Source organism: Bradyrhizobium sp. DOA9, assembly GCF_000617845.2.
Classification (GTDB): Bacteria; Pseudomonadota; Alphaproteobacteria; order Rhizobiales; family Xanthobacteraceae; genus Bradyrhizobium.
This window is the reverse complement of record NZ_DF820425.1, coordinates 3,721,449-3,737,468: the sequence shown is the minus strand read 5'-3', so window position 1 is coordinate 3,737,468 and position 16,020 is coordinate 3,721,449. Positions and strand designations below refer to the sequence as shown.

The window sequence follows — 16,020 nt, the reverse complement described above, 5'->3', positions numbered from 1 at the left end:
CGATCCCATTGGCGAAGACCAATAAACGTCTGGCAGGGGAAGTCCAGAGCGACCGCGAAGGGCCGCTATGCCCCCTGCCCGGAGGCCCTTACGCGCCTGCGCGCGCTTTGCGGGCCGCGATCTGCTGCAGCGCCCAACGCGCATTCTTGCGCACATCGGGATCGGGATCGTCGGCGATGACGGCCAGAAATGCCTCGCCGTCGGGATGCGCGATCTCGCCGATCGCGGCGGCCGCCTCTTTCCGCAAGTTGGCTTGGTCGTGATTGACGCAATGGCCGATCGGCCGTACCGCGCGCTCGATCTTCATCTTCCCAAGGCTGCGGATCGCCTTCAGCCGCACCTGCCAGAACTCGTCGGCGAGGCACGCGACCAGTTGATCGGCGGCGAGCGAACCGTTGACGTTGAGGCCCAGCGTCTCCGCGGCCATCTCGCGGACCATCCAATCCGAATCCTTCAGTGCGCGGGTGATGGTCTCCGCCGCCGGCTTCATCTGCGAGAAAGCCAGCGCGCTCACGGCGGCGCGACGCACATGGGCGTCAGGATCGTTGATCAGCGCGGTCAGCGCCGGAATCGATTCCTCCAGCTTGAGGAAGCCGATCACGCCGATCGCCTGCACGCGTACGGCGGCGTCAGGGTCCTGGAGTGCTTCCAGCGCGGGCTTGAGTGTGTCCTTGCACCGTAATTCCTTCAACGCGCGCAGCGCGCCCATGCGGACGAAGGCGTGGGCATGCCTGACCAGCGGCAGGATCACGTCGGCGCAGGCGGGATCCTTGAACTCGGCCATGCTGTCGGCGGCGGCGGCTGCCACGATCCTTTCGGGGTCGACCAACAGCTTGACCAGCGCACTCGCGGCCTCCGGCCCGTCGAACTCGCCGAGCGCCATCGCGACCTGCTGCCGCACACCGGCATCGGGATCGACGACCATATTGGCGAGATGGCCAACGGCGGCGGGATCGCCGGAATGGCCGAGCGCGATGATGGCAACGCGGCGCTCGGCGGGATCTGCGGCCTGAAGCCGCTCGTCGGCGTCTTCGAGATCGTCGTAGGATTCGAACGGGCTCGACATGATCACCTCAACAGATAGGGAATGTTGACGGTGACGGCGCCGGTCGGGCAATCGGCCTCGCAGGGCATGCAGTACCAGCACTCGTCATAGGCCATGTAGGCCTTGTTCGTCATGTCGCTGATGCGCAAGACGTCGAGCGGGCAAACGTCGACACAAACGGTGCAACCCTTGTCGGCGATGCATTTGGCATCGTCGACGACCACCGGAACCGATGTCTGATAGGACGCGAGAGGCATGTGATGTCTCCTGTTGCTGTGTTCGGGTGGATCAGGCCGAGGCGCGGATGCGCTGCTTGTCGTAGAGGTCCTTCTCATCGTCCGCGATCGGGACCACGTAAGGTTCGACGGCGCGCTTCTCGCTGGTCATCTTGCCGTCCTGCTTGGACAGCAGCGTGTGGCAGAACCAGTTCTCGTTGTCCTTCTCCGGGAAATCCGTGCGCCAGTGATAGAGACCCCAGCGGCTTTCCTCACGGTACAGCGAAGCGTGCGCGGCCATGTCGGCGCAGTCCATGATCGACTGCACTTCGAGGGCGCGGAGCAACTCATGCGCGTTGCGCGCGATCATGCGCTCCTGCATGTCCTCCCGCGCTTCCGCAAGGCGCCGCATGCCGAGCTCGTATTTCCGCGTGACCTTCGGCGGCTGCAGATAGTCGTTGACCAGGCGCCGCGTCTTGTACTCGATCTGGTTCGGCGGAATGCCGTCCTCGCGCTTGGTCGGCGCCATCACGCGGTCGCGCTCCATGGCGACGTCGGCCGCGTCGAACTCCGCAAAATCGTGACTGTCGGCGAACTCCATCGCGTCGATGCCGGCGACCGAGCCGTTGGTGAAGGCGCCGAGCATGTAATTGTGCGGCACGCTCGCCATGTCACCGGCGGCGTAGAGGCCGGGCACGGTGGTGCGCGCATTGTCGTCGACGAACACGCCGGAGGCGCTATGGCCGGAGCAGAAGCCGATCTCGGAGATGTGCATCTCGATCGACTCGCTGCGGTAGTCGACGCCGCGTCCCTGCTGGAACAGGCCGCGCGTCGGGCGCTCGACCTTGTGTAGCGTGGATTCGATCTCGGAGATGGTGTCGGGGTGCAGATGCTTGAGCTGCAGGAACACCGGACCCTTGCCGGACAGCAGCTCGTTGTAGAACTCCAGCATCATCTGACCGGACCAGTAGTCGCATTCGATGAAGCGCGAGCCCTCGTTGTTCGCGGTGTAGGCGCCGAAGGGACCGGCGACATAGGCGCAGGCCGGGCCGTTATAGTCCTTGATCAGCGGGTTGATCTGGAAGCATTCGAGGTTCGCCAGTGCCGCCCCGGCGTGATAGGCCATGGCGTAGCCGTCGCCGGAATTGGCGGCGTTCTCGTAGGTGCCGAACATGTAGCCGGAGGTCGGCAGGCCCAGGCGACCGGCGGCGCCCATGCAGAGGATCACGGCCTTGGCCTTGATCACCAGCATCTCGGCGGTACGCGTGTTGACGCTGATGGCACCCGCGATGCGGCCGTCGCCCGATTTGACCAGGCGTGTCGCCATGTAGCGGTTGGAAATGAGGATGCGGGCGCGGCGGAGCTGACGATACAGCGCCTTCTTCACCGTCTCGCCGTTCGGCATTGGCAGCACATAGGTGCCGATGTGATGCACCTTCTTGACGGCGTAGTCGCCGTTCTCGTTCTTCAGGAAGCGGATGCCGAAACTGTCGAGCTCCTCGATGATCTTGTAGCAATTCTGGGCGTATTTGTAGACCGCCTTCTGGTCGACGATGCCGTCATTGGCGATGGTGATTTCCTTGGTGTACTGCTCCGGCGTTGCATAGCCGGGGATGACGGCGTTGTTGAGCCCGTCCATGCCCATCGAGATTGCGCCGGAGCGCTTGACGTTCGCCTTCTCGAGCAGGACGACATTGGCCTTCGGGTTCTTCAACTTCGCCTTCAGTGCCGCCATCGGGCCGGCTGTGCCGCCGCCGATCACCAGCACATCGCAGGAAACCTCCGAAAGTCCGTCGACGATCTGATCTAGTGCCATCGCTTGCTCCTGGTTCGCCGATCCCGGCGCCTTTGCGTCAGATTTGTTCAGGGGGCGTCGCCGCGATAGCAATTAGTTGTCGCTGGGACGCGATTTGTCGCTCAGCGCTCGACGAAGGCTTTTTCGATGACGAAATGGCCGGGCTGGCTATGGTTGCCCTCGACAAAGCCGCGCGCCGAGAACATCGCGTGGAGTTCCTCGAGCATCGCCGGGCTGCCGCACAGCATGATGCGGTCCGTTTCGATGTCGAGGGTCGCTTGTCCGATATCCTCGAAGAGCTGATTCGAGACGATCAGGTCGGTGATGCGGCCGCGATTCCGGAACGGCTCGCGGGTGACGGTCGGGTAGTAGACGAGCTTGTCGCTGATCAAGGGGCCGAAGAATTCGTGATTGCGCAGGCCCTCGACGAGGTGCTCGCCATAGGCGAGTTCCGAGACCTGGCGGCAGCCATGGGCGAGTACGATGGTCTCGTAATTCTCATAGACGTCGGGGTCCTTGATCAGGCTGGCGAAGGGCGCCAGGCCCGTTCCGGTTGAGAGCAGCAGCAGGCGTTTTCCCGGAACGAGGTTGCCGGTGATCAGCGTGCCCGTCGCCTTGCGCCCGACCAGGATGATGTCGCCTTCCCTGATCTTCTGCAGGCGCGAGGTCAGCGGGCCGTCCTGCACCTTGATCGAGAAGAATTCGAGCGCCTCCTCGTGATTGGCGCTGGCCATGCTGTAGGCCCGCATCAACGGCTTGCCCTCGACCTCCAGACCAATCATTGCGAACTGGCCGTTCTGGAAGCGGAAGCCGGGATCGCGCGTCGCGGTGAAGCTGAACAGGGAATCGGTCCAGTGCCTGACCGACCGAACCGTTTCCTTCTGAAATGCACTCATCGTCTCTCCTTTGTCCTCGATGACGCGCAAGGTCTCGGAGAGAGGAGAGTCCGGCAATTCGGAAGTGAAGTTCCCGGTCGATTAGTTTCACATTTCGCATGGGTTGCTCGAAGAGCAGGCTCGCGATTCCGCCGGCACCGGCAATTAGTTGCTATTCGTGCGTTCCCGCCTCGACCTAGAATGAAGTCAGAGGTTCGTCATGACAATGACATTGGTGGCACCGACCGTGGCCGGCTACGAAGCCAGCGCCGATCTCGCTTCGCTCCTGGTCCGCACCGCGCAGGACGACGCGCTCAGCGTTTCTGCCGAAACACTCCGCCTCTCCTGCAAGTGCGCCCATTGCACCCGCGCCCGCTTCGACGGCTGCTTCCCCAAAGCGTTTCCGGGGATTGCGATCACCGACATCGGCGATCTCGGCTATGGGCTGAACATCTCGTTCTCGGATGGGCACAACCGGGGAATATATCCGAAGTCGTATCTGCTGAACTTGGCGGGCCGGTGAGCCGGTCTTCGGTGTCTATTCCCCGCGCGAGGCATCTGCCTCCATCTGGCACGGACATTGCTCCTCTTTAGAACGATTTGAACGTTCGGGAGGCAGGCGATGTTGCAGGCGGCCAATGTGGTGCGCGGGGCTGTTCCACCGGCCGCCCGGCCTGCCGGCAGTTCCTCGTTGCTGCTGACCGAGAATCAGCAATGGATCGGCGGTCCACCACCGTTGATGGACAAGCTCTCACCGCGCGAGCGGGAGTTGGTGCTGAAACAGGGCCGCCGCAAGGTGCTCAACCGCGGCCAGACGCTCTTTAGTCAGGGCGGCAAGCATGACGGCATCTGGCTGATCGAAAGCGGCCGCATCCGTGTATTCTACACCTCGCCACTCGGACGCGAGATCACGCTGGCCTATTGGCATGTTGGCAATTTCGTCGGCGGTCCCGAAGTGTTCGAAGGCACCGTTCATCAATGGTCCGGCGTTGCCTCCAGCAATTGCAGCGTCGTGCACCTGCCCGGAAAAGAACTGCGGTCCCTTGCCGCAGAGATCCCGAACCTCGCGATTGGCCTGATCGAAGGTCTGACGTTCAAGGGCAAATGCTATTCGGCGCTGGCCCAGATGCTGGGGACGCGCTCGATCACGCAGCGTCTCGCCCATCTCTTGCTGCATCTCGTCGAGCTCTACGGTGTCGAGGACGCCGACGGCACCGTGATCGCCGCGGCCTTCACCCACGCCGACATCGCCCACATGGTCGGCGCCACCAGGCAATGGGTCACGATCAGCCTGAAGCGGATGCAGGAGAAGGGAATCGTGCTGACCAAACGCTCGCAGATCGTGGTCTGCCGGACCGACATTCTGGAGGAGATGCGCGGCCAGGCGGGGGATTGAAGGGCGCCCGCGACCATAGCGGGTGCACAGGCAAGCGGCTTTATAGTGCAGGACTGCCCAAGGAGTATGCAATCAGCTTTTCCCGGCAACTAATCGACTGCGGCGGCCACTCCGGATTTGCCCTGCCTGCGCCCTCCCCCAATCATGGCACCCACAGCACATCCAACCGAATGAGGATGAGAATGGTCCGCCATCTTCCCACGCTCTCGATCGCGATGTCGTCTCTGGCGCTGCTCGCCACGCAGCCGGCTTCTGCGGAAACCGTCAAGCTCGGCATCGGAACGCAGGATACCACGACCAACACGGTGACCGCAGGCGTCGTCATCCGCCAATTGCAGTTGCTCGAGAAATACCTGCCGAAGGACGGCAAATACGCCAACATCAAGTTCGAGCTGGAATGGCAGAACTTCACTTCCGGTCCGCCCGTCACCAACGCGATGATGGCGAACAAGCTGCAAATCGGCATGATGGGCGACTATCCGCTCATCGTGAACGGATTCACCTTTGAGAGCAATCCGGAGAGCAAGAGCCGCCTCGTCGGCATCGCCGCCTACAGCCTGTCCGGCTCGGGCAACGGGCTCGTCGTCCACAAGGACTCACCCTATTACGACCTCGCCGATCTCAAGGGTAAGCTCGTCAGTGTGCCTTTCGGCTCCGCCGCGCACGGCATGGTGCTGAAAGCGATGCAGGATCGCGGCTATGCGTCCGATTTCTTCCAGCTCGTCAGCCAGAGCCCGGAGGTCGGCTCGACCAATCTGCAGGAGAAGAAGATCGACGGGCATGCCGATTTCGTCCCCTTTGCGGAATTGCTGCCGTTCCGCGGCTTCGCGCGGAAGATCTTCGACGGCGTCGAGACGAACTTGCCGACCTTCCACGGCATCGTGGTCCGCACCGACTTCGCCGAAAAATATCCCGAGGTCGTCGTCGCCTATTTCAAGGCGCTGATCGCCGCCAATCAGTGGCTGCGCGCGGATCCCAAGCTGGCCGCCGAGAAGATCCAGGAATGGACCGGCATCAACAAGGAGGTCGTCTACATCTTCTTGGGGCCCGGCGGCAATATGACGACCGATCCCACGATCAAGCCGGCGCTGATCGATGCGGCCACGACCGACGTCAAGGTGCTGCAGAATCTCGGCCGCATGAAGGAGTTCGATCCGAAGAAATGGGTCGACGACAGCTACATCCGCAAGGCCTATGCCGAAATGAAGCTCGACTACGACGCCCAGCTCGCGAGCACCAAGAACTATGAAGTCTCGGGCGAGGACAGCTTCTGCAAGAAGCCCATCATCGATCCGCGCAAGGCGGGCGAGGTTTGGGTCGACGGTGCCAGCATCATGCCCTTCTCGTCCGCCAGCTGCACGCTCGGCGCCTATGCCGACTACAAGGCCAAGGGCAAGAAGATCAACGTCGCCTACGTCTTCGATACCACGCGCGGCATCAAGCTGTTCGCCGATCAGGCTTTCTTCGCGGTCGGCAATGGCGAGGTCGCCCCGTTCCTGCTGAAGAAGGACGCCGAAGCCTATGCCGCCAAGTTCAGCGGCAAGGTGCTCGGCTTCGACGATGCGATGAAGGCCGCCGTCGGCGGAGGCAAGACGTGAGCAGCCCCGCCCTCGTCAGACAGCCCGAGGACAGCATGCCGGCAACAGCACTTGCAGAAGCGGGCCCCTCGCCCGCCGCCATCACCCGGCCTTCGACGCCGCCTTCCTTCGCCACACTGGGGTTGCGCTGGTACCGGCTCAATCGGGCAGGTCTGCGCGCGGCGGCAATCGGCGTGATTTCGCTGCTCGCCTTCCTGCTGGTCTGGCATCTGCTCACGACCTATCGGGTCGTGTTCTTCGTGCGCTTCACCAACGTGCCCTCGCCGCTCGCGGTCTATGACAGCTTCGTAAAGGCGATTCACGATCCTAAATTCCTGATGCACATCCTGCTCAGTTGCCGGCGCATCTTCATCGGCTTCTCGCTGGCGGCAATCGTCGGCGTGCCGCTCGGCCTCATCATGGGCCGCTTCAAGCTGGTGCATGAAGTGATTTTCCCAGTCGCCGAAGTGCTGCGACCGATCCCGGCAATCGCCTGGGTGCCGATGGCGATCATGCTGTGGCCGACCAACGAGCAGAGCATCGTCTTCATCACCTTCCTCGGGTCGTTCTTTCCGATCCTGGTCAACACGCTGCACGGCATGTCGCTGGTCGACCCCGTGCTGGTGCGCGCCGCGCAATGTCTCGGCGCACGCGAACGCTCGATCTTCCGCGAGGTCTATTTCCCAGCCTCGCTGCCGCACATCTTCACCGGCCTCACCGTCGGCATGGGCGTCGCCTGGGTGTCGCTGATCGCGGCCGAGATGATCTCCGGTCAGTACGGCATCGGTTACTTCACCTGGGAAGCTTATTCGCTGGTCCAATATGCCGACATCGCGCTCGGCATGATCGCGATCGGCGTGCTCGGCCTCGGATCGAGCCTGTTGATCCGCGGCGCCGGACAATTGGTGATGCCGTGGAGATCGACATGAGCGAGATGCTTGCGAACACGTCGAAGGGCCATATCGAGGTCAGGAACTTCTCCCTCGCCTACGAGACCATCGAGGGACCGGTTCAGGCCGTCACCGACACGCAGATCCACGTCAAGCCCGGCGAGTTCGTTTCGATCGTCGGCCCCTCCGGCTGCGGAAAGTCGACGCTGCTCAATGCGGTCGCGGGCTTCCTCAAGCCGACGACCGGGGTAGTTACCGTCGACGGCGAGCGGGTAAACGGTCCGAGCGCCGAACGCGGCATGGTGTTTCAGCAATATTCTCTTTTTCCGTGGAAAACCGTGCGCGAGAACGTCGAGTTCGGGCTGAAGATGCGCGGTATGCCAAGCTCGCAGCGCGAACGCGCTGCGCGCACGCTGCTAGGACTTGCGGGACTCGAAGCGTTCGAAAAGCAATATCCGGAAAAGCTCTCCGGCGGCATGAAGCAGCGCGTCGGCATCGTCCGCGCGCTCGCGACGGGACCGAAAGTACTGTTGCTGGACGAGCCTTTCGGCGCGCTCGACGCGCAGACGCGCGTCATCATGCAGCAGATCCTCACCAACATGTGGCAGCGGCTGAAGATCTCGGTGCTGTTCGTCACCCACGACATTGACGAAGCCATCTTCCTGTCCGACCGCGTCTATTGCATGACCGCGCGGCCGGGCTCGATCAAGGCGGAGATCCCGATTCCGCTGGAGCGGCCGCGGCAGCAATCGATGATGATGTCGTCGGAATTTTTGGCGCTCCGCCGCGGGTTGATGTCGCTAATCCGCGAAGAGAGCCTGAAGGCGATGGGCGGCGAGATCACCGACTTGGGCATGCAGGGGCTGAACATCGAGCTGCACGGCCACTCGCTCGCGGACGTGATTTAGCTTCCCACTCGCAGCATTGACGGCCTCGTAGGTGGGCAAAGCGAAAGCGTGCCCACCCTTCTCCGTCTCTCATAGAACTGCCGGGCACGGCGCTTACGCGCTTTTTCCCACCCTACGCCAGCTTTGCCCTGTTCACTTGAACCAGTGCACCAGCGCGATGCTGATCCCCAGCAGCAGCATCAGCGACAGCGTCACGGCGGCCGTCACCCGGCCGCCGACATTGGCGAGCACGCGCACGTCGACGCCAAGGCCGAGAGCTGCCATCGAGACCACCGTGAGAAAGCCGGTGATCTTCGTCACGGGACCAACCACCGTCGCCGGCACGATCTCCAGCGAGCGCAGGGTGGCAAGCGCAAGGAAGCCGAGGATGAACCAGGGGACCAGGCGGAAGAAGCCAACGCTGGTTTTCCTGGCATCGCTCTGCCAGCGCGAAACGACCAGCGACAGGCCAACGACGACCGGACCGAGCATCAGGACGCGCATCAGCTTCACCAGCGTGCCGATCTGGGTCGAGACGAGGCCTGCCGGCACCGTCGCGGCAAGCACCTGTGGCACAGCGTAGACGGTGAGCCCGGCGAGGATACCGTACTGCGTTGCGGACAATTGCAGCAGCGGGATCAGCAGCGGCAGGCCCAGCACCATCATCACGCCAAGGATCGCCGTGAAGGAGATCGAGGACGCAATCTCGTCGTTGCTGGCGCCGATGATGGGCGCCACCGCGGCGATCGCGGAGTTGCCGCAGATCGAGTTGCCGCAGGCGATCAGGATCGACAGCCGCGTCGACAGGCCGAGCAGCCGGCTGAGGCCGAAGGACACGCAGAGCGCGACCACGACGACCGCGGCAATGGAGGCGAGCAGCGCAATGCCGGAAGCCGCGATCGCGGCAAAGCTGATGGAGGCCCCGAGCAGCATCACCGCGACTTCGAGCAGTTGCTTGGCGCTGAAGGCGATACCCGCCTGCCAGCGCGGGGCCGGCTTCCAGAAGCTGCGCACCGCCATGCCCAGCAGAATGGCCATGACCAGCGCCTCGACATAGGGATGCTCGAACACGCCCAGTTCGGCCCGCTCGAGCAGGGCCGAAACACCGGCCACGAGAATGCAGAGGAGGATGCCCGGAATCAGCGCCGCAATACGGCTCGCGGCGGTGGCCGGCTTGGAATCGGCCGGGCTGGATGCTTGATTCTGCGACACAAATCTCTCCCGAGGGAGAAAGATTTATACGCAGCAGGACCCGATTGGGAAATATGTTTTCGACATATCAGGACCGAGAGAAGTTCTGTCCTCAGCCCGGAATAAACGGCCTCAGAAGATCAGGTTCTTGGCCATCGAGGCGACGCGGCTGAAGCCATCGTAGATGCCAGGCTCGAAAAAGGCGGCGCGGGCCAGCACGATGCCCGCGACCAGCGACCAGAACAGGGTGGTGCCGGCCCGCAGCAGGAGCTTCGAGGCGCGCGACTTCGGCTGTGTGTCCGTTGCGGACACCAGCTGCTCGCCGAAGGGCTCAAATCCAGTGCGTTCCATGGCTGCCGATCCACCAATTTCTGGCGGAAATGTCGTCGTTTCGGCACCAAACAGCAATGGAAGCGATTGGCGTTTTTGCCCTCGGAAGGGGAAACTCCTTCCTCCTGATATGGCTACGACGATAGTTTTCTTCTTCCGCCTATTTTGACACCGCCGCTAGGCCGCCAGCCCGCTCTCGACTGGCGCAAACTCCAGCCCGAGACTCTCCGCCACCGCCTTGTTCGTCACCCGGCCGCGATGCACGTTGAGCCCGTTGCGCAGATGCGGATTCTCCAAGACCGCCGCAAAGCCCTCGTTCGCCAGCATCAGGCCGAACGGCAGTGTCGCGTTGTTGAGGGCCTGGCTCGAGGTCACCGGCACCGCACCCGGCATGTTGGCGACGCAATAGTGAACGACGCCGTCGACCTCGTAGGTCGGCTCCGCATGCGTGGTCGGGTGGGAGGTCTCGAAGCAGCCGCCCTGGTCGATCGCGACGTCGACGAGCACGGCTCCCGGCCGCGTCGATTTCAGCATCGCGCGCGTGACGAGCTTCGGCGCGCTGGCGCCGGGCACCAGCACGGCACCGATGACGACATCGGCGGCGAACACCTCGTCCTCGACCGCCTCGATGGTGGAGAAACGCGTGCGCACGCGTCCGGCAAAGAGATCGTCCAGTTCGCGCAGGCGCGGAATCGAGCGGTCGATCACCGTGACTTCGGCACCCAAGCCGGCGGCCATGCGCGCCGCCTGCGTTCCGACCACGCCGCCGCCGAGCACCACGACGCGTGCCGGCTGCACGCCGGGCACGCCGCCGAGCAGCAAGCCGCGGCCGCCGGCCGAGCGCTTGAGCGCGGCGCCGGCGGCCTCGATGGCGAGGCGGCCGGCGACTTCGCTCATCGGAGCGAGCAGCGGGAGGTGACCGCTCGCGTCCGTGACGGTTTCATAGGCGATTGCGGTGCAGCCGGAAGCAAGCAGGCCCTTGGCCTGCTCGGGATCAGGCGCAAGATGAAGGTAAGTAAAAAGGATCTGGCCTTCGCGAAGCTGAGCCCATTCGCTCTTCTGCGGCTCCTTCACCTTCACGATCATGTCGGACTTTGCAAAAATCTCGCGAGCGGTCTCGGCAATGGACGCCCCTGCCCGCCGGTACACCTCGTCGGACGCACCGATGCCACTGCCGGCGCCGCTCTCCACTGTCACCTGGTGCCCGGCGGCGACATATTCACGGACCGCGCCTGGGGTGAGCCCGACGCGATATTCCTGCACCTTGATCTCCTTCGGGACTCCGACGCGCATCTTGAACTTCCTCGCCAATGCTCTGATTCCATTGTTGATCGTAGCGAGAGGGTCGGTTTGGTTTCGTGCAAATATCCGCTACCTTAGCGGCACCCGCGCCGGTTTCCGGCGCGAAATCGTCCTTTGACGCTGGAAACGAAACCTTGGCCCTCGACCGCAAAGACCTCGCCATCCTCGCGGAACTCACCACCAATGCGCGAGCCAGCCACACCGAGCTTGCCAACAAGATCGGCTTGTCGAGCACGGCGCTGGCGCGGCGGCAGAAGGCGTTGGAGGATGACGGCTACATCCAGGCCTACCAGGCCGCGCTCGACCTGGCCCAGTTCGGCCTCACCACCACCGTGCTGGTTCGCATCGCGCTGGAGAGCCAGAGCGACGAAGCGCTGAAGGCGTTCGAGGCCGAGGTGACGAAATGTCCCTCTGTCGTGCGCTGCTTCCTGATGTCGGGGACGGACGACTACATCCTGATCGTGCTCGCCCGCGACATCCAGGATTTCGAGCGCATCCATCGCACCGAGCTGTCCCGCCTGCCGCGCGTCGCGCGCGTGCAGTCGAGCTTCGCGCTACGCGAGATCGTCAATCGCGCGGTGCCGACCGTGGTGTTCGGCGAGACGAAGCGCTGATCTCGTCGATCCGATCAGGAAAAATTGGTCAGGAACCAAGCACGCCCTCATCCGTTGGGCGCTATCGGCCAGCGGCGGCAACGCATTCTCGCGTCAATTCCACGATTTGCCCGGCTCGGCCTTTCCGCAGGAAAACACACCATGGCCGACATGACGATTCCCGAACGCATTCCGATCAACCTCGTCGTCAATGGCGAAAGACGCGCGCTCGAGGTCGTGCCGTGGACCACGCTTCTGGATGCGCTGCGTGACCGTCTGGAGCTGACCGGCACCAAGAAAGGTTGCGATCACGGTCAATGCGGTGCTTGCACCGTGCTGATCGACGGAAGACGGGTCAATTCCTGCCTGACCCTGGCCGTCATGAAGGATGGCGCCGAGATCACGACCATCGAAGGCTTGGCTGGGGACGGCGCGCTGCATCCCCTGCAACAGGCCTTCATCGACCACGATGCCTTTCAGTGCGGTTATTGCACACCGGGACAGATTTGCTCTGCCGCGGGCCTGGTGGCCGAAGGCCGTGCGCGCGATGCGGACGAGATCCGGGAACTGATGAGCGGAAACCTCTGTCGCTGCGGCGCCTACCCCAACATCGTGGCCGCGATCGAGCAGGCAATGAGCCGGTCATGAACAACTTCCAATATTCCCGCGCAAGCGACGTTGCCGACGCCATCCGCCTGCTCGCCGCCGATCCCGGCGCGAAGTTGATCGCCGGCGGTACCAACCTGATCGATCTGATGAAGGAGAATGTCGAACGGCCCTCGCGCCTGATCGACATCTCCCGCCTGCCGCTCCGCGAGGTCGAGGAGACGCCGGACGGCGGCCTGCGCATCGGCGCCTTGGTGCCGAATTCGGACCTCGCCTACCACCCGTTGATTGAGCAGCGCTATCCGCTTCTCGCCAGCGCCATCCTGGCCGGCGCCTCCGCGCAACTGCGCAACATGGCTTCCGTCGGTGGCAATCTGATGCAACGAACGCGCTGCTCCTATTTCTATGACACAACGACACCGTGCAACAAGCGAAGCCCCGGCACGGGCTGCTCGGCCATGGATGGCCTCAATCGCAACCACGCCATCCTCGGCACCAGCAACTCCTGCATCGCGACAAATCCATCCGACATGAGCGTAGCGCTGGCCGCGCTCGGCGCGCTCGTGCACATCGCAGGTCCTTCGGGACTGCGCACCATCGCATTGACGGATTTCCATCGGCTTCCCGAGGACAAGCCTCATCTCGATACCAATCTCGGCAGCGGCGAGATCATTACCGCCATCGAGCTGCCGCCGCACGGCTTTGCCAGGAACTACAGCTATCTGAAGATCCGCGACCGGCTCTCCTATGCCTTTGCTCTGGTCTCGGTCGCAGCCGCGCTCGAACTGGAAGGCAACGCGATCGGCGAAGCGCGCCTTGCGCTCGGCGGCGTGGCTCACAAGCCCTGGCGAAGCCTCGGCGCCGAAGCTGCATTGCGCGGTCAGGCGGCGACACCGGATCATTTCGGGCGCGCCGCCGACCTGCTGCTGCAGGGAGCAACCGCTCGTTCGCACAATGGATTCAAGATCGAGTTGGCGCGCCGAGCCGTGGTGCGTACGCTGATGCAGGCCACGAGCGCAACGCCGCAATCACAAGCTCACAAGAAGATCGCATGAGGTCCCGATGAACGCCTATGTCGGAACACCAACGTCACGCATCGACGGCCGGGCCAAGGTCACCGGGGCGGCCAAATATGCCGGCGAATTCGCAGCGGACGGTCTTCTTCACGGCTTCGTGGTCGAAGCCACCATCGCGCGCGGGCGCATCGCTCGTCTCGACACCAGCGAGGCGCTGAAGGTGAAGGGTGTGATCGACGTGCTCACGCATGAACATCGACCGCCCCTCGCCGACAAGGACGAAGCCTGGAAGGATGAGGTGGCGCCGGAGAAGGGATCGCCCTTCCGTCCGCTCTATGACGACAGGATCAAGTTCAACGGCCAGCCGATCGCACTGGTCGTCGCAGAGGACTGGGAGACGGCCAGGTTCGCCGCAACCCGCGTTCGCGTCGAATATGAGCAGGAGGCGTTTGCGACCGATCTCGAATCCGAACGCGGCAAGGCCGCCGAAGTGGATCAGCCGCACAAGCCGCGCGGTGATGCCGCAGCAGCCCTGACGCACGCGGCAATACGTCACGAGGCGGACTACGTCCTCCCGAGCGAGCACCACAATCCGATGGAGCTCTATGCGACGACGGCGGTCTGGGACGGCAACGGCGGGCTCACAGTCTACGACAAGACGCAAGGCGTCCAGAACGTGCAGAAGTTTCTCTGCAGCGTTTTCGGCAAGAAGCCGGACGAGATCCGCGTGATCTCGCCCTATGTCGGCGGCGCCTTCGGCTCAGGCCTGCGGCCGCAACACCAGGTGGTGCTGGCAACCCTCGCCGCGCTTGCACTGAAGCGCTCCGTCCGCGTCGTGCTGACGCGGCAGCAGATGTATGGCCTGGGCTTTCGCCCCCTGACGATCGAGCGCGTTGCGCTCGGCGCAAAGCCGGACGGCACGCTCGATGCGGTCACCCATGAAGCGATTGCCGTGACCTCCCGCTTCGAGGATTTCTCGCGTAATGACACCGGCTGGGCCGAGCAGCTCTACAAGAGCCCCAACAGCCGTTATTCCCACAAGCTGGTCCGCCTCGACGTCTCGACGCCCTCCGACATGCGCGCGCCCGGGGCCGCAACCGGCGTCTGCGCGCTCGAATGCGCGATGGACGAATTGGCCGTCGCGCTGAAGCTCGATCCAGTCGAACTGCGCCTGAGGTGCTACTCGGATCGCGACCAGAGCGAAGGCCTCCCTTACACCAGCAAGCAATTGCGCGAATGCTATGCCCGCGGCGCCGAGGCGTTCGGCTGGAGCAGGCGCAGCCCGGCACCGCGCTCCATGCGCGACGGCAAGGAACTGGTCGGCTGGGGCATGGCGACAGGCGTGTGGGAGGCGCTGCAGATGCCGGTCGCCGCCCGCATCGTCCTGACGGCCAACGGCCATGCCGAGGTCTCCTGCGCCGCCTCCGATATCGGCACCGGCACCTATACCATCGTGGCGCAGGTCGCGGCCGACGCCCTCGGGCTGCCGATCGAGAATATCAGCGTCCGACTCGCGGACTCGAGCCTGCCGCAGGCACCGGTGGAAGGCGGCTCATGGATGGCCGCCTCGAGCGCGCACGCCGTGCTGGGAGCAGCGGAAGAGATTCGCCGCGAGCTCGCGCGATACGCCAAGGCGATGCCTGCCTCGCCACTTGCCGGGGTCGATGTGCCAGACATAATTCTCCTCGACGGCGCGGTTGCCAAGGCCGCCGACCGCAGCCGCTCAGTTTCGATTGCTGATGCGATGCGCCATGGCCAGGTCGAGCGGATCGAGAAGGAGAAGTTGAACGAATTCCCCGAGGACAAGTCGCACGCGCGCAACACCCATTCGGCCGTATTTGCCGAGGTCAAGGTCGATGAAGAGCTCGGCGTCATTCGCGTCACCCGGGTCGTGAGTGCGGTCGCGGCCGGACGCATCCTGAACACTAAGACGGGCCGCAGCCAGATCATGGGCAGCGTGGTCTGGGGCATTGGAATGGCGCTGCACGAGGAGACGGTGACGGATCACCGCTTCGGCCGCATCATGAACGCGAACATCGCCGAATACCACATTCCCGTGAACGCCGACGTCCGTGACATCGACGTCATTTTCGTCGACGAGCCCGACGACCGCATCAACCAATTGGGCATCAAGGGGCTCGGCGAAATCGGCATCGTCGGCGTGCCGGCCGCGATTGCCAACGCCGTCTATCATGCCACCGGCAAGCGCATCCGGCGCTTCCCGATCACGCTGGACAAGCTGCTGGAGTGAGGGCCGCGGCCCTCGACCCCTCCTTGGCTCCCCGCTCCCGTCATCCAACTG

At 63.6% G+C, this 16,020-nt stretch carries 16 protein-coding genes; 9 read left to right on the top strand and 7 right to left on the bottom strand.

The features are described 5' to 3' along the window. Nucleotides 1–88: 88 nt before the first annotated feature. The 4 genes from BDOA9_RS17345 to BDOA9_RS17330 form a co-directional block, all read right to left on the bottom strand. The gene (locus BDOA9_RS17345) at nucleotides 89–1,066 is read right to left on the bottom strand and encodes a HEAT repeat domain-containing protein (protein WP_025035224.1); all 978 of its coding nucleotides are present in this window, start codon (nucleotides 1,064–1,066) and stop codon (nucleotides 89–91) included. A gap of 2 nt (nucleotides 1,067–1,068) precedes the next feature. Beyond that, the gene (locus BDOA9_RS17340) at nucleotides 1,069–1,302 is read right to left on the bottom strand and encodes a 4Fe-4S dicluster domain-containing protein (RefSeq protein WP_007593252.1); all 234 of its coding nucleotides are present in this window, start codon (nucleotides 1,300–1,302) and stop codon (nucleotides 1,069–1,071) included. A gap of 31 nt (nucleotides 1,303–1,333) precedes the next feature. Next, nucleotides 1,334–3,076 carry a fumarate reductase/succinate dehydrogenase flavoprotein subunit gene (locus BDOA9_RS17335; RefSeq protein WP_025035223.1) on the bottom strand — a complete coding sequence of 581 codons (1,743 nt, stop codon included), beginning with the start codon at nucleotides 3,074–3,076 and terminating at the stop codon, nucleotides 1,334–1,336. A gap of 101 nt (nucleotides 3,077–3,177) precedes the next feature. After that, on the bottom strand, nucleotides 3,178–3,951 hold the full coding sequence (locus BDOA9_RS17330; RefSeq protein WP_025035222.1) for a ferredoxin--NADP reductase: 774 nt from the start codon (nucleotides 3,949–3,951) through the stop codon (nucleotides 3,178–3,180). A 205-nt stretch (nucleotides 3,952–4,156) separates the two neighbouring features. Here BDOA9_RS17330 and BDOA9_RS17325 point away from each other — a divergent pair, with 205 nt between their 5' ends. The 5 genes from BDOA9_RS17325 (at nucleotide 4,157) to BDOA9_RS17305 (ending at nucleotide 8,701) form a co-directional block, all read left to right on the top strand. Further along, nucleotides 4,157–4,453, top strand: coding sequence for a gamma-butyrobetaine hydroxylase-like domain-containing protein (locus BDOA9_RS17325; protein WP_025035221.1), 297 nt, complete (start codon nucleotides 4,157–4,159; stop codon nucleotides 4,451–4,453). A 99-nt stretch (nucleotides 4,454–4,552) separates the two neighbouring features. Further along, nucleotides 4,553–5,326 carry a Crp/Fnr family transcriptional regulator gene (locus tag BDOA9_RS17320; protein ID WP_025035220.1) on the top strand — a complete coding sequence of 258 codons (774 nt, stop codon included), beginning with the start codon at nucleotides 4,553–4,555 and terminating at the stop codon, nucleotides 5,324–5,326. Between the two features lie 182 nt (nucleotides 5,327–5,508). Then, nucleotides 5,509–6,924 (top strand): ABC transporter substrate-binding protein, encoded by a 1,416-nt coding sequence (locus tag BDOA9_RS17315; RefSeq protein ID WP_025035219.1) that lies wholly within the window; start codon nucleotides 5,509–5,511, stop codon nucleotides 6,922–6,924. Continuing rightward, nucleotides 6,921–7,832: an ABC transporter permease gene (locus BDOA9_RS17310; protein WP_025035218.1), complete on the top strand. Its 912-nt coding sequence runs from the start codon at nucleotides 6,921–6,923 to the stop codon at nucleotides 7,830–7,832. The genes BDOA9_RS17315 and BDOA9_RS17310 overlap by 4 nt, the downstream gene beginning before the upstream one ends. Next, entirely contained in the window at nucleotides 7,829–8,701 is an 873-nt protein-coding gene (locus BDOA9_RS17305; RefSeq protein ID WP_025035217.1) for an ABC transporter ATP-binding protein, read from the top strand. The genes BDOA9_RS17310 and BDOA9_RS17305 overlap by 4 nt, the downstream gene beginning before the upstream one ends. A 132-nt stretch (nucleotides 8,702–8,833) precedes the next feature. Here the strand turns inward: BDOA9_RS17305 and BDOA9_RS17300 are convergent, their stop codons facing one another. The 3 genes from BDOA9_RS17300 to ald form a co-directional block, all read right to left on the bottom strand. Further along, nucleotides 8,834–9,892: a YeiH family protein gene (locus BDOA9_RS17300; RefSeq protein ID WP_025035216.1), complete on the bottom strand. Its 1,059-nt coding sequence runs from the start codon at nucleotides 9,890–9,892 to the stop codon at nucleotides 8,834–8,836. A 111-nt stretch (nucleotides 9,893–10,003) separates the two neighbouring features. Next, nucleotides 10,004–10,222, bottom strand: coding sequence for a hypothetical protein (locus BDOA9_RS17295; protein ID WP_025035215.1), 219 nt, complete (start codon nucleotides 10,220–10,222; stop codon nucleotides 10,004–10,006). A gap of 156 nt (nucleotides 10,223–10,378) precedes the next feature. Continuing rightward, entirely contained in the window at nucleotides 10,379–11,494 is a 1,116-nt protein-coding gene (gene ald / locus BDOA9_RS17290) for an alanine dehydrogenase (RefSeq protein WP_025035214.1), read from the bottom strand. A 143-nt stretch (nucleotides 11,495–11,637) separates the two neighbouring features. Between ald and BDOA9_RS17285 the strand changes: the two genes are divergently transcribed. The 4 genes from BDOA9_RS17285 to BDOA9_RS17270 all read left to right on the top strand — a co-directional run bounded on the left by BDOA9_RS17285 (nucleotide 11,638) and on the right by BDOA9_RS17270 (nucleotide 15,969). Then, nucleotides 11,638–12,117, top strand: a complete 480-nt coding sequence (locus BDOA9_RS17285; RefSeq protein WP_025035213.1) for an Lrp/AsnC family transcriptional regulator — start codon at nucleotides 11,638–11,640, stop codon at nucleotides 12,115–12,117. A gap of 141 nt (nucleotides 12,118–12,258) precedes the next feature. Continuing rightward, on the top strand, nucleotides 12,259–12,744 hold the full coding sequence (locus BDOA9_RS17280) for a (2Fe-2S)-binding protein (protein ID WP_025035212.1): 486 nt from the start codon (nucleotides 12,259–12,261) through the stop codon (nucleotides 12,742–12,744). After that, complete coding sequence (locus BDOA9_RS17275) at nucleotides 12,741–13,757, top strand: FAD binding domain-containing protein (RefSeq protein ID WP_025035211.1); 1,017 nt, start codon at nucleotides 12,741–12,743, stop codon at nucleotides 13,755–13,757. Before BDOA9_RS17280 ends, BDOA9_RS17275 begins: the two co-directional genes overlap by 4 nt. A 7-nt stretch (nucleotides 13,758–13,764) precedes the next feature. Next, nucleotides 13,765–15,969 carry a xanthine dehydrogenase family protein molybdopterin-binding subunit gene (locus BDOA9_RS17270; protein ID WP_025035210.1) on the top strand — a complete coding sequence of 735 codons (2,205 nt, stop codon included), beginning with the start codon at nucleotides 13,765–13,767 and terminating at the stop codon, nucleotides 15,967–15,969. The last annotated feature ends 51 nt before the right edge of the window (nucleotides 15,970–16,020 follow it).